23 protein-coding genes and 3 tRNA genes are annotated in these 15,778 nt (G+C 37.9%); 17 read left to right on the forward strand and 9 right to left on the reverse strand.

The genetic code is table 11. The features are described from left to right. Positions 1-33: 33 nt before the first annotated feature. Entirely contained in the window at positions 34-375 is a 342-nt protein-coding gene (locus tag K2N75_RS02325; RefSeq protein WP_297679466.1) for a hypothetical protein, read from the reverse strand. Between the two features lie 108 nt (positions 376-483). Here K2N75_RS02325 and K2N75_RS02330 point away from each other — a divergent pair. From K2N75_RS02330 to K2N75_RS02340, 3 genes are all read left to right on the forward strand, one after another. Next, positions 484-561: transfer RNA gene (locus tag K2N75_RS02330), tRNA-Pro, on the forward strand. Between the two features lie 16 nt (positions 562-577). Beyond that, positions 578-654: transfer RNA gene (locus K2N75_RS02335), tRNA-His, on the forward strand. A gap of 110 nt (positions 655-764) precedes the next feature. Beyond that, the gene (locus K2N75_RS02340) at positions 765-1,529 is read left to right on the forward strand and encodes a complement resistance protein TraT (protein ID WP_297679465.1); all 765 of its coding nucleotides are present in this window, start codon (positions 765-767) and stop codon (positions 1,527-1,529) included. Between the two features lie 24 nt (positions 1,530-1,553). Here the strand turns inward: K2N75_RS02340 and K2N75_RS02345 are convergent, their stop codons facing one another. After that, positions 1,554-2,348: a TatD family hydrolase gene (locus K2N75_RS02345; protein ID WP_297679464.1), complete on the reverse strand. Its 795-nt coding sequence runs from the start codon at positions 2,346-2,348 to the stop codon at positions 1,554-1,556. A 59-nt stretch (positions 2,349-2,407) separates the two neighbouring features. Here K2N75_RS02345 and ribE point away from each other — a divergent pair, with 59 nt between their 5' ends. From ribE to K2N75_RS02395, 10 genes are all read left to right on the forward strand, one after another. Next, a complete protein-coding gene (gene ribE, locus K2N75_RS02350; RefSeq protein ID WP_297679463.1) occupies positions 2,408-3,043 on the forward strand; it encodes a riboflavin synthase in 636 nt (211 codons plus the stop codon). Beyond that, a complete protein-coding gene (locus tag K2N75_RS02355; protein WP_297679462.1) occupies positions 3,043-3,327 on the forward strand; it encodes an EscU/YscU/HrcU family type III secretion system export apparatus switch protein in 285 nt (94 codons plus the stop codon). Before ribE ends, K2N75_RS02355 begins: the two co-directional genes overlap by 1 nt. 99 nt (positions 3,328-3,426) lie before the next feature. Beyond that, positions 3,427-3,729 (forward strand): hypothetical protein, encoded by a 303-nt coding sequence (locus K2N75_RS02360; RefSeq protein ID WP_297679461.1) that lies wholly within the window; start codon positions 3,427-3,429, stop codon positions 3,727-3,729. A 3-nt stretch (positions 3,730-3,732) separates the two neighbouring features. Then, positions 3,733-4,134 (forward strand): restriction endonuclease subunit S, encoded by a 402-nt coding sequence (locus tag K2N75_RS02365; RefSeq protein WP_297679460.1) that lies wholly within the window; start codon positions 3,733-3,735, stop codon positions 4,132-4,134. Then, positions 4,131-4,493: a restriction endonuclease subunit S gene (locus K2N75_RS02370; protein WP_297679459.1), complete on the forward strand. Its 363-nt coding sequence runs from the start codon at positions 4,131-4,133 to the stop codon at positions 4,491-4,493. The genes K2N75_RS02365 and K2N75_RS02370 overlap by 4 nt, the downstream gene beginning before the upstream one ends. A 73-nt stretch (positions 4,494-4,566) precedes the next feature. Next, positions 4,567-4,911: a hypothetical protein gene (locus tag K2N75_RS02375; RefSeq protein WP_297679458.1), complete on the forward strand. Its 345-nt coding sequence runs from the start codon at positions 4,567-4,569 to the stop codon at positions 4,909-4,911. Further along, positions 4,854-5,687, forward strand: a complete 834-nt coding sequence (locus tag K2N75_RS02380) for a flagellar hook-basal body protein (RefSeq protein ID WP_297679457.1) — start codon at positions 4,854-4,856, stop codon at positions 5,685-5,687. The genes K2N75_RS02375 and K2N75_RS02380 overlap by 58 nt, the downstream gene beginning before the upstream one ends. 12 nt (positions 5,688-5,699) lie before the next feature. Beyond that, a complete protein-coding gene (gene flgG / locus K2N75_RS02385; protein ID WP_297679456.1) occupies positions 5,700-6,491 on the forward strand; it encodes a flagellar basal-body rod protein FlgG in 792 nt (263 codons plus the stop codon). 111 nt (positions 6,492-6,602) lie between these two features. Continuing rightward, positions 6,603-7,466, forward strand: a complete 864-nt coding sequence (locus tag K2N75_RS02390) for a sulfatase-like hydrolase/transferase (protein WP_297679455.1) — start codon at positions 6,603-6,605, stop codon at positions 7,464-7,466. A gap of 49 nt (positions 7,467-7,515) precedes the next feature. Then, entirely contained in the window at positions 7,516-8,355 is an 840-nt protein-coding gene (locus K2N75_RS02395; RefSeq protein WP_297679471.1) for a phosphoethanolamine transferase, read from the forward strand. A gap of 31 nt (positions 8,356-8,386) precedes the next feature. Here the strand turns inward: K2N75_RS02395 and mnmA are convergent, their stop codons facing one another. After that, positions 8,387-9,442 (reverse strand): tRNA 2-thiouridine(34) synthase MnmA, encoded by a 1,056-nt coding sequence (mnmA, locus tag K2N75_RS02400; RefSeq protein WP_297679454.1) that lies wholly within the window; start codon positions 9,440-9,442, stop codon positions 8,387-8,389. Further along, positions 9,439-9,861 carry a hypothetical protein gene (locus tag K2N75_RS02405; RefSeq protein ID WP_297679453.1) on the reverse strand — a complete coding sequence of 141 codons (423 nt, stop codon included), beginning with the start codon at positions 9,859-9,861 and terminating at the stop codon, positions 9,439-9,441. Before K2N75_RS02405 ends, mnmA begins: the two co-directional genes overlap by 4 nt. Before the next feature lie 94 nt (positions 9,862-9,955). Here K2N75_RS02405 and K2N75_RS02410 point away from each other — a divergent pair, with 94 nt between their 5' ends. After that, the gene (locus K2N75_RS02410) at positions 9,956-10,315 is read left to right on the forward strand and encodes a diacylglycerol kinase (protein ID WP_297679452.1); all 360 of its coding nucleotides are present in this window, start codon (positions 9,956-9,958) and stop codon (positions 10,313-10,315) included. 118 nt (positions 10,316-10,433) lie between these two features. On the opposite strand, the gene K2N75_RS02415 is transcribed toward K2N75_RS02410, so the two are convergent. From K2N75_RS02415 to K2N75_RS02435, 5 genes are all read right to left on the reverse strand, one after another. Beyond that, positions 10,434-12,089 carry a hypothetical protein gene (locus tag K2N75_RS02415; RefSeq protein ID WP_297679451.1) on the reverse strand — a complete coding sequence of 552 codons (1,656 nt, stop codon included), beginning with the start codon at positions 12,087-12,089 and terminating at the stop codon, positions 10,434-10,436. 77 nt (positions 12,090-12,166) lie between these two features. Then, entirely contained in the window at positions 12,167-12,724 is a 558-nt protein-coding gene (locus tag K2N75_RS02420; RefSeq protein ID WP_297679450.1) for a hypothetical protein, read from the reverse strand. Then, positions 12,687-13,097: a hypothetical protein gene (locus K2N75_RS02425; RefSeq protein ID WP_297679449.1), complete on the reverse strand. Its 411-nt coding sequence runs from the start codon at positions 13,095-13,097 to the stop codon at positions 12,687-12,689. Before K2N75_RS02425 ends, K2N75_RS02420 begins: the two co-directional genes overlap by 38 nt. Then, positions 13,078-13,284: a hypothetical protein gene (locus K2N75_RS02430; RefSeq protein WP_297679448.1), complete on the reverse strand. Its 207-nt coding sequence runs from the start codon at positions 13,282-13,284 to the stop codon at positions 13,078-13,080. The genes K2N75_RS02425 and K2N75_RS02430 overlap by 20 nt, the downstream gene beginning before the upstream one ends. Before the next feature lie 130 nt (positions 13,285-13,414). Further along, positions 13,415-13,490, reverse strand: a tRNA-Glu gene (locus K2N75_RS02435). 82 nt (positions 13,491-13,572) lie between these two features. Here K2N75_RS02435 and K2N75_RS02440 point away from each other — a divergent pair. From K2N75_RS02440 to K2N75_RS02450, 3 genes are read left to right on the forward strand one after another with little or no spacing between them, the layout of a single operon-like run. Then, the gene (locus tag K2N75_RS02440; RefSeq protein WP_297679447.1) at positions 13,573-14,685 is read left to right on the forward strand and encodes an epoxyqueuosine reductase QueH; all 1,113 of its coding nucleotides are present in this window, start codon (positions 13,573-13,575) and stop codon (positions 14,683-14,685) included. A gap of 56 nt (positions 14,686-14,741) precedes the next feature. Beyond that, positions 14,742-14,981, forward strand: coding sequence for a DUF2443 domain-containing protein (locus tag K2N75_RS02445; protein ID WP_297679446.1), 240 nt, complete (start codon positions 14,742-14,744; stop codon positions 14,979-14,981). 49 nt (positions 14,982-15,030) lie between these two features. Then, positions 15,031-15,777, forward strand: coding sequence for an EI24 domain-containing protein (locus K2N75_RS02450; protein ID WP_297679445.1), 747 nt, complete (start codon positions 15,031-15,033; stop codon positions 15,775-15,777). The last annotated feature ends 1 nt before the right edge of the window (position 15,778 follow it).

Genomic DNA, 15,778 nt, shown 5'->3' on the forward strand with positions numbered 1-15,778 from the left:
ATTTTTTTTTTGTACATTTACAAAAAAAAAAACTTAAAAAAACCCCCAACAAAAAAAAAAAAAGCCACCAAGCCAAAAAAACCACCACAAACCCCCCCAAAAAATCCCTTTAAAAGCCCCCCCCCCCCGCACACTTATGAATGGACAAGATTGAAAAAGAGTTAGAATCATTACAGCCAAAAGTGGTAAAAATGCGGCAGAAATAAGCCTCAAATCACTAACGATTCCTAAACAAAAAAGCAAAAGAGTATCTTTGGGATTCTTAAGACTTAATTCTAAACCCAAAAACTCCAAACCCATCACCACGCGCGCAAAAGAAAAGAGCAGCAAAAAAATAAAAGTAAAGCTCAAAATCTGCAAGACAACAAACCGCATAAAACTCCTTTTTTTGTAAGATTAAAACTTATAGTATAGCATATTGACTTTGATAAAATATTGACAATTAAAGTTTTAAAAAGTATAATTGCGCTTCTTTATTTTAGTCGGGGCGTAGCGCAGTCTGGTTAGCGCACTTGGTTTGGGACCAAGGGGTCGAAGGTTCGAATCCTTTCGCCCCGACCATTTTCCTAATCTTATGGTGGGCGTAGCTCAGTCGGTTAGAGCATCAGATTGTGGTCCTGAGGGTCGTGGGTTCGATTCCCATCGCCCACCCCATTGAAAACCTTTCACTATTTTCAAATCTCATTTTTTCGTTATCCTGATGTTATCCAAAAAGTGTGATAAATTTAGTATAATATCCCAATATTTTTCAAAAAGGTTCATTGATGAAAACAATATGGATTCCTCTTTTATGCATCTTAACATTCAGTGGTTGTGTTACAACAACAATGCAAACAAAAGCGACAATGTCGCAAAGTATTTTTATAGACCCTGTTGCAAAGTCTAAACAAACGATTTTTGTCGCACTGCGTAATACAAGCGGGCAAGAAATTAACTTAGAATCTAAAGTTTTACAAAAACTACAAAGCAAGGGTTATATTGTCGTAGATGACCCAGAACTTGCAAATTTTATCTTGCAAGCCAATGTGCTTTATTGTGATATTAAGCAAGAAAATAATGCAGTAGGTGCTGGCGTCTTAGGAGGTGCTGTGGGTGCTGGCGTGGGTGGATATAATCACAACTCCGCGACTGGAACGGTGGTTGGGGGATTAGCAGGTGCGGCTGCAGGTGCGATTCTAGGAAAACTCACAGAAGATACGATTTTCCAAATGCAAGTAGATATTAATGTGCGCCAAAGGATTGAAGGAGGCACAATCAATTATAATGCAACAGATAGCGGACAAGCGAGCGTGCGAGATGGACAGCGAGCAGGTTTCCTTAATAGCTTTGGTGGAAATGTCGCTAGCACACAAGGCGGTGGCAAGCTTAATGCCAATCAAGTCCAATATAGCGGACAAACTTACACCGGCAATTATTCTGAAAAATCCACCACACTTTTTGCAGAAGCAACAAAGCTAAACCTCACTTTGCAAGAGGCAATTCCTGTCTTAGAAGACAAAATCTCTACGCAAATTTCAGGGATTTTCTAGGGAAAATTTGACGCCCTTAAGATTCTACAATTGCCCAAAAAGCCTTGCGGTGTTTTGGTTGATTTCTTTTACCAAAGCTTCTTTGGGTAGATTTAGAATCTCACTCATTTTTTCTAATACCAAAGGAATGAAGCTTGGCTCATTGCGCTCTCCTCTGTGAGGGTGAGGCGTAAGATAGGGCGCGTCTGTCTCAAGTACAAGCGCATTAAGCGGAATCTTAGGCAACACTTCTACGAGTTTTCTTGCGTTTTTAAAGGTTAAAACACCCCCGATTCCATAATAAAAATTAAATTTCGCTAGGGACAAAAGTTGAAAATCCGCATTAAAACAATGCAAGATTCCACCTTGTAATTGTGGCGCATAAGCTTGCAGAATCTCCAAACTATCCAACGAAGCGTCCCTAATATGCACAATCAAAGGTTTTTGCGATTCTATGGCAAGGTGGATTTGCGCGAGGAAAACCTCTTTTTGCTTTTGTTTTACCTCTGCTTCAGATTCCACACCAAAATCTACAAGATTATTTTCCATTCTATAATAATCCAACCCGCATTCTCCTACTGCCACGCATTTAGAATCGCTTAAAAATTCTTTGATATAACTTTCATCATACAAATGCGCCAAATCCGGATGCACACCGCTTGCAAAATAAACCTCTGCATAAGTGTGGGCTAACTCTTGCGCTCTCTTTAAGTCTCTAGGGTCAGCGGCAGGGATAATAAAACGCGTGATTCCAGCCTTTTTGGCGCGCTCTAGCACCAAAGGGAAATCCTCTATAAATCGCTTATCGTCTAAATGGCAATGCGTATCACAAAGCTGCATATTGCTCCTTTTATGTTACAATTTGCAAATTTTAATGCAATTTTACTTAAAGGTTGGAAATGTTCACAGGACTTGTGCGGGAGTTTGGCAAAGTGGAATCCTTGCAGGGTGCAACGCTTACAATCAACGCAAAATACAAGCCAAAAATTGGGGATTCCATTGCTGTAAATGGTGCTTGTCTCACAACAATTCAAATCTTGGATAAGGGCTTTGTGCTAGAGCTTAGCGAGGAGACGCAAAAGCACATTGCGTTAGAAAGCTATAAAGGCTCCGTGCATATTGAGCCTGCTATGCGCTTAAGCGATAGGCTAGATGGACATCTTGTGCAAGGGCATATTGATGGAATCGGGGAAATTACAAAAATAGAATCCCACAAAATCGGCACAGACTTTTTTATCCGCACAACACCCGAAGTGCTTGCTCTGTGTGTGCCAAAGGGAAGCATTGCGATTCAAGGCATTAGTTTAACAATTAATGAAATCCTGCAAGATTCCTTGCGTTTGACGATTATCCCGCATACCTTTGATTCCACGCTTTTTAAAAATTATAAAGTCGGAATGCGCGTCAATATAGAAACCGACTGCCTTGCGCGTATGGTGTGGCATTTTTTGCATACAAATTCCAAAACAAAAGATTCCAATACCTCCCAAAGCCTAAGCTGGGAAGCAGTAGATAGAATCTTGGGAAGCTACTAATGCCACCGCCACTTAATCAAAAAGCAGTCGCACTTGCCTATGAGCAAAACAAACAACGTGCGCCTAAAGTTATCGCTAAAGGCGAGGGATTCCTTGCACAAAGAATCATTGAAAAGGCGAAGGAATACGAAATTCCCTTGTTTCAAAGCAAGGCTCTTGTGGATTCGCTGATTAACCTAGAATTAGACGAGGAGATTCCGCCTCAACTCTATAAAGCAGTCGTGGAAGTGTTTATTTGGCTCTACAAAACCGAAAGCAAAGCACAAATGAGCAATAAAAAGTGAGAATGAATAAAACACTTGGCAAAGGATGAAATTGGGGGAAATAGAGGAGATAAACCCGCTAGAATCTATTAAGAAAAATGCACTTGCCAAAAAGTTTCTATGGATAATTTAGAACCATTTAATAAGAAAATTTATTCTTTCAATGTAGAATCTTTTAAGGGTGGAAGCAAATTCAAAAATGGGGATACACTATTAGCAAGGATTACACCTTGTTTAGAAAATGGCAAAACCGCCTTTGTTGATTTTTTAGAAAACAACGAAATTGCTTTTGGCTCTACCGAATTTATTGTTTTAAGAGAAAAAGAAAATATAAGAGACAAACACTTTTTGTATTATTTGGCAAGAAGTGAAAAATTTAGAGAAACTGCTATCCAATCAATGACAGGAAGTTCAGGCAGATAAAGAGTGCAAATAGAGGTTATAAGGGATTATGAATTTTTGCTTCCACCCCTTGAGATACAGCGTAAAATCGCGGAGATTCTAAGTAGTTTGGACGATAAGATAGATTTGCTTCATCGCCAAAACAAAACTTTAGAATCCCTCGCCCTCACTCTATTCCGCCATACTTTTATAGAGAATCCTAAACGCAATGAGTGGCAAATCGGCAAGTTGGGGGATTATGGGAATATAATTTGCGGAAAAACTCCGCCAAAATCCCAAAAAGAATATTTTAATGGCGAGATTCCTTTCATAAAAATCTCAGATATGCACCATAACATAGTTATTGTTAAAACTGCTGATACTCTGACTCAAAAAGGCTTAGTCTTTCAATCAACAAAACCTTACCTCCTTTTAGCGTTTGTGTGAGCTATATTGCAACGGTGGGCTTAGTGTCTATGAATACACAAATTTTGCAAACAAACCAACAAATAAATTCTATTATTCCATACAAAGAACATTTTAGATATTTTTATTGTTTTATGAAAGAATCCTTTAATGAATTACAGGCTATGGCGAGCGGTGGAACAGCTACAATGAATCTTAATACAACAGAATTTTCAAAAATGCCAATTCTAAAACCTAGCGATAAAGAATTGCAAGATTTTCATTCTTGCGTAAAGATTTATTTTGATAAAATCTACAATAACTCTAAGCAGATTCAAAGTTTAGAATCTCTGCGTGATATAATACTACCAAAATTATTAAGCGGGGAAATGGAGGCGTGAGGCAAGATTCCATTGCATATTTTCCTAAAGTCCAAGATTATGAATTTGCAAGTATGGGTAAAATCCTTGCAGATTGTGCGCTTTGCTCGCAATGACAGGAAGCCAAAGCGTCTGCTATTTCGTCATTGCGAGAAGTCGTAAGACTTCGTGGCAATCTATAATCTTGCAAACAGAAATCTTTACAATGGAATCGCAAAGATTAATGGTGAGATTCTGTATTATGGATTGCTTCGGACAAGTCCTCGCAATGACAAATTGGGGCGCAATATGGAATCTCACAATGACACAATGGAATCAATATAAAAAATTTTGGAACGCCTTTTGCTTTAACTTCCACAAAAGTTTAATAAAAGGCATAAAATGCAAGGTGGATATTATAGCTCTGTTGGCGGTATGGTTACGCAGATTAACCGCTTAGATGTGATTGCAAACAATATTGCAAACGCAAATACAACCGGCTTCAAGCGCGATGATGTCGTGATTGGAGATTTTTTAAGACTTTATGAGCAGGCAAAAGACTTTTTGCCCATTGACGAACAGACAAAGGACGCAGCAAAATTCTACAACCGCTCTTTGAATCGTGTGCCACAAATCGTAGAGGAATTTACAGACCGCTCACTTGGTGGAATGATGCTGACTGATAACACTTTTGATTTCGCACTTGGGCGAGAAAATGCGTATTTTATGATTGAAACGCCCGATGGGATTCGTTACACGCGTGATGGCTCTTTTGTGCTAAACGAACAAGGCAGATTGGTCAATAAAGAAGGCTATCCTGTGCTTCCCCGCGAATATTTGGACGCTCCACAATATATAGAATTTATTGACGGATTCCAAGTAGAAGTGGATACTAATGGCAATGTTTATACAAGAGATTTGAACAATGAGGGAATTAGCGAAATGGCTTTGATGACAAATATCGGAATCGTAGCCTTTGAAAACCCAAAATATCTTAAAAAAGTGGGAGATAATCTCTATGCTTATCCAGAGGAACGCAACAACGAGCGCGAAGCACTAGAACAAAGTGGCGCAGTGCGTCAAGGGTTTTTAGAAAAAAGCAATATTAATGTTGTCTATGAAATGACCGGACTAATTGAAACAAACCGCTTAGTGGAAGCCTATTCCAAAGTGTTAAAAACACATATGGACGACTTAAACACAGAAGCCATTACAAAACTAGCAGCAAAAGCATAAAAAGGATTCCAAATGATGAGAGCACTCTATACAGCAACAACAGGTATGTTAGGACAGCAATTATTTATTGATGTTACTTCAAACAATATTTCCAATGTCAATACCTTTGGTTACCGCAAAGAAAGGGCAGAGTTTGCAGACTTGTTCCACCAAGTGATTCAATACGCAGGTTCAAGCACTTCAGAAACTACACTTAGCCCAACAGGGGTTGAAGTAGGCTTAGGTGTGCGTCCTACTTCGGTTCAAAAGCTATTTTCTCAAGGAAACTTCAAAGAAACAGAACAAAACCTTGATATTGCGATTACAGGAAATGGATTTTTTCAAATTGAACTTCCTGATGGCACGATTGCCTATACACGCGATGGTGCGTTTAAGCGCGATGATGAGGGCAATGTCGTCAATTCTCAAGGTTACTTGCTCGTGCCAAATATCACGATTCCAGATGATGCAAGAGAAATCAATATCGGGACAGACGGGACGGTAACCGTTGTGCAAGGCAACTCTACCGAAGTCAATCAACTAGGGCAGATTGAAACCGTGAATTTCATCAACCCCGCAGGTTTGCACGCACTAGGTGATAATCTTTATCTCAACACCAATGCTTCAGGAGACCCGATTGTCGGAACTCCGGGACTTAATGGCTTTGGGCTGCTAAGACAGGGATTTGTAGAAACAAGTAATGTAAAGTTGGTAGAGGAGATGACAGACTTAATTGTCGGGCAAAGAGCCTATGAAGCCAATTCTAAGTCTATCCAAACAGCAGATTCTATGCTCCAAATCGTCAATCAGCTTAAACGTAACTAATCCTCCTCATTAACACTCCTATGCGATTCCATTTGCGGAATCGCAAAAATAAAGAATAATCAAAGAGATTTTCATATAAACTTTCTAAACTCAAAAGTCAAGGAAAATTCAATGTCTCACTTTCTTTCATTTTTACAAAATAATCTTTCAAGTATTTTATTTATTTTTCTTTGCAATGCGATTCTTTTATTTTTTTGGAATTATTATTCTTATTTTTACGATTCTATCCCTTGGTTTTTAGAAAAGCTAGCCAAATCCCTTTTTAGCACAATCTTGATAGAAATCCTTTGCTTGCATCTCATCTTTTTGCTTTTCCCAAGCAATATTGCGCGCTATGTTTTGTTGTCGCTTGTGGGTTTTAGTGCGATTGCGCTTATCGTAGAGGGATTCTTGCTGTATTCTTATCGTAGCCTCATCACACCTTATGTTCTTGACGCAATCCTACAAACAAACTTCAAAGAAGCAAAAGAGTTTTTTGCTTCTTTTTTAAACCTCAAAATTTTCTTTCTCGCTTTCTTGTTCCTTTTAGCCAGCTTTGTTTATTTTAAGTTTTTTCCAACTTCGCAAACAGCCCTCAATCCTAGATTCATTCAAATTTTTTTCGCACTCTACGCACTGCTTGGCGTGATTTTCATCGCAGATATTGCAAGTCGCTACTTCAAGCATAAGTCTGAACCTTTTGCAAAGTTCAACGAAAATTCCCTCACGCAACTTTTTTATAGTCTTCATCAGTATTATGGTAGCGCAAGTTTTTATACAAGCTATAAGCAACTTGTAAGCAATTATTCTGCCTTGCGCGAATCCTATCAAGGTAAAATCTCCAAAAGCCCCGATTCTCCGCAAAATATTGTGCTAATCATCGGAGAATCCACGCAAAGAAATTTCCTTGAAGTTTATGGTTATGAGCTTCCCACCACTCCTTTTTTGAAAAATTTTGCAAATAATATGAGGGGGGGGGCAACTAGCGTTATTTAGCGACACAATCGCGTCTTTTGCGCAAACCAAACTCGCCTTACAACATTTACTGAATTTTTCCAATGCTCAAGATGCGCAATGGAATCAATCCCTAGACCTTATCAATCTTTTCTCACTTGCAGGATACAAAACCGCTGTTTTTTCTAATCAAGAAGTTGTCGGCTCGGAAGTTAATGCCTTTGCCTCCATTGCTTCTTTTGCGGATTACAAGGCAAATTTAAACAAATTTATCACGAGTTCTCGCATTGCAGAAAGCCAAATCACATACGATGGCTTTTTGTTGCCTTTTATTCAATCTGCACTAGAACAGAATCCCACCGAATCTCGCCTAGATATTATTCATTTAATGGGAACACATTTTAACTACGACAAACGTTACCCCAAAGAGTTTGCGAAGTTTAATGCTCACGACATTCATTATCCTAGTTTCGCAAATGAGCAGCAAAAAGAAATCATTGCTACTTATGCCAATGCTGTTTTGTATAATGATTATATTTTGAACGAAATTTTTAAAATCTATGCAAAGAGCGATTCTATTATTTTTTATCTTAGCGACCACGGAGAAAGTCTCTATGAGCACAAGGGTAAATTAGGGCATTTTGTAACTTCAAGATTCACTGCTGAAATACCATTTCTCACTTTAATGAGTGAAGAATTTGTCCAAAAACACAAAGAAACTGCACAAAAAATCCAAGCTGCCAAAGACAAACCTTTTGTGATTGATGATTTGATTCATCTACTCTGCGATGTTGCACAAATCCAAGTCCAAGACTATGACGCAACCAAGAATCCACTCTCGGCTGAATTTAATACAAAAAAGATAAGAATCTTTAATCAAAAAGCAGATTATGATAAAGAATTAAAAGGGGAAATCGCGCAACCAAAATAAAACAAAGAGAGCAAAGAATTGCAAAGCGGACTTAAACAATAAAGCCACCTCCTAATACTTTGTCGTCCTCATAAAGCACCAAAGCCTGCCCGCTTGCTACGCCAAAGGCTGGCTCTTGAAGATTAGCAAGCAAGATTTCTTGCTTTTTGCCTTGTGAATCCTCTTGCATTAATTGCACTCTTGCCTTTGTTTTTTGGCTTTTATAGCGAATCTTTACCTCGCATTCTAAGGCTTGTTTCTCCGCAAATATTTCCTTAGGCACAGAAAAATTGATTGCTCGCACTTGATAAGTCGCTAATTCGTCCTTTTCGCCCACGACAATCGTATTTTCCTGTGGATTAATCTTTAGCACATAATGTGGATTCAACGCACCCTTAATCGTAAAACCTTTGCGCTTACCAATCGTGTATTGCATATAACCTTTATGCGTGCCAATCTCTCTGCCCTGCGTATCTAGCACGATTCCGGGAGATTCTACATTATAATGTTTTTGTAAAATATCTATGTAGGTATTTTCTACAAAACAAATTTCCTGCGAATCCTTATAGCTCTCCAAAGTTCCAAGCCAAGGAAGTTCCTTTAGCGCAATGGGTTTAATCTCTTGCTTCCTTTTATTCCCCAAAGGAAAAAGAATGCGAGGAATCCACTCCCTCTTTAGCCCAAACAAAAAATAGCTTTGGTCTTTCGTCGCGTCTATGCCTTGAGCAATTTTGCCCTCTTTGACTTGCGCATAATGTCCTGTCGCAACATAATCACAACCTAATTGCTCTGCTAATCTAAAAGCAATTCCAAACTTTACCAAAGGATTGCACAAGGCACAAGGATTGGGCGTTTGCCCCTTAGCATAGGATTCTACAAAGTAATCATAAACGCTTTTTTTGAAAAGTTCGCGCTCGTCTATTATCGCATAATCAATACCCAAAACCTCCGCACATCGTTTGATATTTGCCTCATAGTATTGGTGCTTTGTCTCCTTATCGTGCAACTTCAAATACACGCCATATACGAGATAACCTTGCTTTTGTAGCAAATAGGCACAATAACTAGAATCTACTCCTCCACTCATTAACAACAAAACTTTTTTCATTTTTTCCTCATAAATGTTAATTTTTCGCTTAACAAAAGTTTATTATCTGTATATTTTGCCCATAGAATCTCCAATGCAAAAATCTCGCCATTACCGAGTTTGGCAAAGGGAAAACGCGCATAATAAAGATTCTTTTGCTGTAATGTTGCTTGTTTAAAAAATGCCTTGATTTGCAAACCTTGAATCCTACCAAGATTTTTAGAATCCTTTGCAATAAGGGCAGCAACTCTTGGGTTTAAAGCACAAAGTTGAATATGTTTGGAATCCTGCGCACTCTTAAAAAGTAAGCTAAGATTCGCTTCGTCAAAGGCATAATAACAGCTTGCGCTATAAACTTCTAATGTATCAGAATCTGCTTCAACGACACTCAAACTTAACAAATGATATTTTTTGATAAAATCTTTTATTTTTGGATTCATAAGATGGAATTGTAGCCAAAATTTTAGCGAAAACAAGGGAAAATCATTCAATAAATGGTAATATTTCGTATCCTAAGAAACATAAGAAGTTGCGATGAAACCAAAATATCATTTTTTTAATAATACAAAATATGCGTTGTGTGGTGTTGTGGCAATGCTAAAAAACGAAGTAGCTTTCAAAATAGAATGTCTTGTCATCATTCCCTTGCTTTTTGTTGTTTTTTATTTAGAGATTACGCTTGAAAAGCGCATTCTTTTGATTGCTGTTTTGTGGTTGATTTTTATTGCGGAATGTTTCAATTCTGCCATTGAATCCTGCGTGGATTTAATCACGCAAGAATTTCACGAAAAGGCAAAAGTTGCAAAAGATTGTGCTTCAGCGGGCGTGTTTTTCGCAATCTCTCTTGCGATTCTTACTTGGGGGCTTGTTTTGGGGGATTTATATCTTTGGTGAATCCACATTTGTGCGTGAGATTCCTTCATTTTAGGCTTTCGCATTTGCTTTTTCTCTGTCCCTGCAAGATTCCCCATTTTGTCCTTGCGAGATTCCGCAAGAAATCGTGGAAATAACCCTACATTTCCATTTCAAACTTGCTTCCTCTTAGCTTGTCTTTCTCCTCTAGTTCTGCAAATCTTATCATATTCTCCACATTTTGCATTTTATAAAGTGCATTTGCCACTAGTTCCTTGCCTTCTCCTGTCGTTAGAATAAAGGCAGAGCGACCATTTTGGAAGCTTAATTTGCGGATAAGTTCCACTCCAAGTTCTGCTAGAGAGGTAATAGAACCATTCATATTTATGTCTGCACCTATTTTGTTAAAATCTAGCTTATTCAAATCCTCTTCATCAAAGCTCATAGCCTCGCTAAACGCATTTACCCTCTCACTCCTCTCTGTTAAGTCGTTAAAATCTCCATTGCTAGTATATAGCTCATCAAGGCTTAGCTTCATAGTTCTGCCTGAATCAAACTTCAATGTGAGCATTCCATTATCCTCTAGCTTCATTCCAACAACAGAATCCACATCTCTTAGCGCACTTGCATATTTCATAGCAGTAGATGAGCTATTTAACCCATTGTAAAACTCTCTAAAATTTGCCTCGCTAAATTTCATTCCTGTGATTGCCTGAAATTCTCTGCGGATTGCTAGTTTATCAGCTTGGTCATTATTGTAATAGTCGTTATACATTTTGTTGAAGCGATTTTGTAAGCCTTCTAAATAGCCCTCTTGCTTCCCATATTTCCTATCATCTCTTCCATCATATCCGCTAAATCTAAGTCGTTCTAGCTTTAACCCACCGTTTAAATCAGTCTTAGAATATGCGAAATCTAGGGTTTTTAAGAGCTTCTCAAAGGTTAGTTTCTCTAAACGGTATTCGTCTTTATAGGTTTTTGTTAAATCTATCCAACCGCTTTCATCAGCATTTTCTGCAAACATTTTTCTAATTTGGTCTTTTTGCGTGTCATTTAACTTTTTATAGCTTTCCTCTGGGCGAAAGAGACTTGTGCCACTTTCTAAATTTCCTTTATTGTAGCCATATTTCTTGATATTCTCCTCTACATCTTTTTGTGTATTTACAAACTTCGTTAAATCAAGAGAGTTATAAACATCGCTAAATTTTAAGATAACTTCCTCGCCCTTAGAGTTGTAGCCCTTTAGCTTTAGCTTACTAAAAAACTCATCACTAGAATCTAAGAATCCATCTTGATTATCGTCTAGGTTAATGAGCTGCCCCATATACCCTATGTTTCCAACTCCATATTTATCATTATCATCATCTAAGTCTAAGAAAACCTGCATTTCTCCCACAGGCGTATTTAAGTATTGAGATTTTCCAGCGGCATTAAACATATCTCCACCACCATTTCCGCTCCATCGGTAAGCATTATCAAAAATGGTTCTGCCAAACTTATCATAAGAGATAGAGTGAGAGTAGAAGTTAGGAGTGAAGTAGTTTAGCTTGTCTCCATTTAAGCTTGAGTGCGAACTAAGCCCAAATGATTGAATGGAGCTTGAACCTAAAGCGTTTAATACCCTAGCCCTTGCGCTTTCTTGTGCTTGTCTTATTCGCTCTTGCTCCTTTGCTTCTGCGGCTTCTTTCTCTCGTTGTGGTGCTTCTTCTTGTGCTTTTTGGAGCATTTTTTGAAGTTCTGGGTTATTAAGATTTGCCACTCTAGCGTTTTCTACTTCTATTTTTGTAGGGATTGGTGTCGCAACTTTGCCTATCATTATTTTCTCCTTATTTCACTCTAAAATCCACCGCAAGGATATTACCTGTGGTATCGTCATAATAAATATCAAAATCTTTAATTGTAATAATAGATGAACCCTCGCCTATCAATCTCTATTGCAAGAGTAGCAAGAGAAATAGAATCCACACTACCGCTTGAAAAAATTAGTTTCTCTTTGGCATTATAGTTATTCATTAAGGCAAACATTTGTTGGATAGTTGGCTCATAGAACACTTCCTTGACATTGAGATAAAAGCGATTATCTCCATTTTTAATGTAATTTTGCAAACTTGCAACATTAAATCGCCTATTTTTAAGCTGTAAATCCTCTAGGGCAGCACCTGTTATAAAAGTTTTGGTAACTATCTCCTCATCACTGCCATCTTGCGCTTTCCAGCCTATTGTATAATTTTTTACACTTTGCATTGCCTGCACATACACCCATTTATTAAGTGGAATAGGTTTATTTGTAACAATGCTTTCCGTAGAATAATCTAAAGATTTTGTTGTAACTGAGAGTTTTCCAGATTCTAACACTTGGAATAAAAAATATTCTGTTCTATATCCCTCATCTTTTTTGTTTGTTTCATTTCTGTCAAATAATGTAATGGGGGGTTGTAAAATATCCGCCAAGTTTTATCCATAACCCAAAGCTATTAGTATAAGGCAAACCCCATTCAGTATATTCTGCATTAGTATTGCGCCCACCATTATAATGTACATAAGGACAAACTGTTTCTGGCTTAAAAGTTTGCGTGGCTTTATCCCAAATATGCACGACATAGTTTTTATATTGGGGGCAACATTCATTTTTGCTTTCCAAATTGGGTTCTTCGCATCTCATTTGTAACGCTTTGTCATCAATTTTAAGGTTATCCGTTTTCATTATGCCCGGACTATTCTTTGTATAAAGCACGATTAAAATAGGATTTCCCGCGCTATTATTTAATGTAATGTATGCTTCTGTATTCTCATCAAACACCAAACTACTCCAAAGGATACGCATTCCCCCCTCTTACAATTTTTGACATTTTTATCGCAGATTTTACTTCCTTTGAGAAGTTTTGTAACATTTCCTTTGCTTCTTTTCCGCTTAGGGCTTCACCAATTTGCACTTTGGGTTGCGTTTGCGCCAAGAGTAATACACTAAACGCACTAGAAAATATCAAGCCAACTAACAATTTCTTGAGCATTTACCCCTCCTTAATTTAAGATGTTCTTTATTATATCGGATTTTTTAAAGAAAAGTTAAGAGAAATTTTACATTTAAGAATGTGTTGAGTTTGGATTATAAAAAAGACTATTCTTGAGATGATTTAAAGTTGGCGACCCTTGGAAGATTTGAACTTCCGTATATGCCGTGAAAGAGCATTATCCTTGGCCACTAGATGAAAGGGTCGCGAGAATTTTAACATATTTCTGATTAACTTGTGTTAGGATATGCTAAAATTTCGTTTCATTTAACCCAAAAAAGAGAGAAAATGCCGTCCGTCCCTTATGATTTTAGCAACCAAAACACAACCCTAGTTCATATTTGTTGCAGCGTAGATAGTCATCACTTCCTAACAAGCCTCCAAAAACTTTATCCCCACAAGCATTTTTGTGGATTCTTTTATAACCCAAACATTCACCCTTATGAGGAATACGCATTGCGCTTAGAAGATGTTAAACGCAGTTGCAAAATGCTTGGGATTCCGCTTATCATCGGAGAATATGATGACAAAAAGTGGCTAGAAAATGCCAAAGGCTTAGAAAATGCGCCCGAAAAGGGAGAGCGGTGTAGCTTTTGCTTTGATTTTCGTCTGAACAAAACAGCACAAATTGCCCAAAAAACGCATTGCACAGAATTTACCACTACCCTGCTTGCAAGTCCGATGAAATCGCAATCTGAACTTTTTGCGCAAGGCGAAGCGATTGCTAAAGTTTGGAATCTTGACTTTTTGTCCCTTGATGTGCGCAGTCATAATGGCACAAAAGTGCAAAATGCGCTAGCTAAAAGTGCAAAACTCTACCGCCAAAACTATTGTGGTTGCCTCTTTGCTCTCAAAGCCCAACGCGACAAATCTCTAAAAAAAGCATTGGAGTTGCTTTCCTCTTTGAACGCGCCACAGGAAATGAGGAATCTCCCCTCCTTGCGATTCCACAATTTCCAAACGCGCGCACAATTAGAGGACGCAAACCAACCCTACCAAATCATCAAACGCAAAGTTTTGCATTACCAGCTTCTCAGAGGCAAACTCACTTGCCAAAATCAAACAATCCCTAGCTTCATTTGTGATTATTCCCTGCTTACCAAGCCCACCAAAGCAAAAATAGAATTTTGGCATAATGGAATCGGATATGCCAACAAAGAGGGAATCTTGCTACTTTTGTTTGAAAATTTCAAAGATTTATTAAAAATATCAGACTTTTCCACTCTCTTGCGGCAAGGGCTTTGCGAGGAAATTCAGTTGCTTTTGCGCCACAAGATTTATCCTTATGGGTTTTTTACCTCCCCGATTCTAATCATAGAGCAACCTATTTTTAATGATTTTACACTAGAAATTTCGCATACTATGCAAGAGGAAATCTTGGAGGATTTTCTCCCTTTGTAAAAGTTGCGTAAAAATGCTAAAATTTTGGCTTAAAACTTAGCAAGGAAGGATAAAAAATGTTTGAACGCATTGACGGGATTTTGCGTGAAATTGAGGAAGCACAGGCAGAGATTCAGTTGCTTTTAGGAATCGCAAAAATTTCTTTTGTGGATTATATTATGATTAAACGCGGCTCACAAGATATGCCAGAGGAGCTTGGCGCGTGGAATCTCCAACAAATTGATAACGAAGTCTCGCGTCTCAAAGAAGCAATTGAAACACTCAATAAAATCAAAAGAGAAGTTCTCACTTGGTAAATCTGAGATTTTTGGATTCTGCTTTTAAAGCACACATTTAAGGACGACTATGCAATCAAAATTGCAAGAGCAATTCACCCAAACAAAGCATTATTTCGCGCTTGCCAAAAAGGATATTTTCACACCTTATTTACTAGGCTTGACTTTCTTGCCTTTATTTTTTGCACTGCTTTTTATCGGTGGAATCTTTTATTTCTTTGGCAGCACTTGGTATGCAATGCTTTATGATTCTTTGCGTTGGGATTTGAATCTCTCCATTACTTGGCTTGCTTGGATTCAAAGCAGCCTAGATTATATTATCCAAACCACAATTTTTATTTTTTTGGCTTTTTTGTTTTTGGTGTTTTCGCTCTTGCTTACATTAACGATTTGTTCTTTTTTAGCTCCTTTTGTTGTTAATTTTGTGCGCAACCAACACTACCCTACCTGCCCTTTAGAGGGCAATACAAGCACATTTGCATCCTTATTTTCTTTGCTTGGAGTTTATCTCTTGTATCTTTTATTTTTGGTGCTTTTATTGCCTCTTTATTTTGTGCCTTTTATTGGCTCATTTGTGATTTTATTGCCCAACTTTTGGCTATTTTCTAAAACATTAGTTGCAGATGTGGGAGAGGGAATTTTTGAAAAAAATGAACTCAAACGCATTAAATTAGAGCAAAAAAGTAGAATCCGTAGCGTTGTTTTGCCCCTGTATGGTTTAAGCCTGATTCCAATTATTGGATTTTTCGCTCCTGTTTTTGCGCTCACAACATTGGCACATTTATTTTTAAATCTTAAAAGCAACGCAACATTTTAAG

Source organism: Helicobacter sp. (assembly GCF_029067145.1).
Taxonomy (GTDB): Bacteria; Campylobacterota; Campylobacteria; order Campylobacterales; family Helicobacteraceae; genus Helicobacter_D.

What these genes read in the sequence shown, in the direction of transcription:
- K2N75_RS02390 (WP_297679455.1), top strand. Translation starts at nt 6,603, where the DNA reads ATGTCTCACTTTCTTTCATTTTTACAAAATAATCTTTCAAGTATTTTA.
- mnmA (WP_297679454.1), bottom strand. Translation starts at nt 9,442, where the DNA reads ATGAAAAAAGTTTTGTTGTTAATGAGTGGAGGAGTAGATTCTAGTTAT.
- K2N75_RS02415 (WP_297679451.1), bottom strand. Translation starts at nt 12,089, where the DNA reads ATGATAGGCAAAGTTGCGACACCAATCCCTACAAAAATAGAAGTAGAA.
- K2N75_RS02445 (WP_297679446.1), top strand. Translation starts at nt 14,742, where the DNA reads ATGTTTGAACGCATTGACGGGATTTTGCGTGAAATTGAGGAAGCACAG.
- K2N75_RS02405 (WP_297679453.1), bottom strand. Translation starts at nt 9,861, where the DNA reads ATGAATCCAAAAATAAAAGATTTTATCAAAAAATATCATTTGTTAAGT.
- ribE (WP_297679463.1), top strand. Translation starts at nt 2,408, where the DNA reads ATGTTCACAGGACTTGTGCGGGAGTTTGGCAAAGTGGAATCCTTGCAG.
- K2N75_RS02340 (WP_297679465.1), top strand. Translation starts at nt 765, where the DNA reads ATGAAAACAATATGGATTCCTCTTTTATGCATCTTAACATTCAGTGGT.
- K2N75_RS02325 (WP_297679466.1), bottom strand. Translation starts at nt 375, where the DNA reads ATGCGGTTTGTTGTCTTGCAGATTTTGAGCTTTACTTTTATTTTTTTG.
- K2N75_RS02345 (WP_297679464.1), bottom strand. Translation starts at nt 2,348, where the DNA reads ATGCAGCTTTGTGATACGCATTGCCATTTAGACGATAAGCGATTTATA.
- K2N75_RS02360 (WP_297679461.1), top strand. Translation starts at nt 3,427, where the DNA reads ATGGATAATTTAGAACCATTTAATAAGAAAATTTATTCTTTCAATGTA.
- K2N75_RS02425 (WP_297679449.1), bottom strand. Translation starts at nt 13,097, where the DNA reads ATGCGTATCCTTTGGAGTAGTTTGGTGTTTGATGAGAATACAGAAGCA.
- K2N75_RS02430 (WP_297679448.1), bottom strand. Translation starts at nt 13,284, where the DNA reads ATGCTCAAGAAATTGTTAGTTGGCTTGATATTTTCTAGTGCGTTTAGT.
- K2N75_RS02440 (WP_297679447.1), top strand. Translation starts at nt 13,573, where the DNA reads ATGCCGTCCGTCCCTTATGATTTTAGCAACCAAAACACAACCCTAGTT.
- flgG (WP_297679456.1), top strand. Translation starts at nt 5,700, where the DNA reads ATGATGAGAGCACTCTATACAGCAACAACAGGTATGTTAGGACAGCAA.
- K2N75_RS02355 (WP_297679462.1), top strand. Translation starts at nt 3,043, where the DNA reads ATGCCACCGCCACTTAATCAAAAAGCAGTCGCACTTGCCTATGAGCAA.
- K2N75_RS02450 (WP_297679445.1), top strand. Translation starts at nt 15,031, where the DNA reads ATGCAATCAAAATTGCAAGAGCAATTCACCCAAACAAAGCATTATTTC.
- K2N75_RS02410 (WP_297679452.1), top strand. Translation starts at nt 9,956, where the DNA reads ATGAAACCAAAATATCATTTTTTTAATAATACAAAATATGCGTTGTGT.
- K2N75_RS02380 (WP_297679457.1), top strand. Translation starts at nt 4,854, where the DNA reads ATGCAAGGTGGATATTATAGCTCTGTTGGCGGTATGGTTACGCAGATT.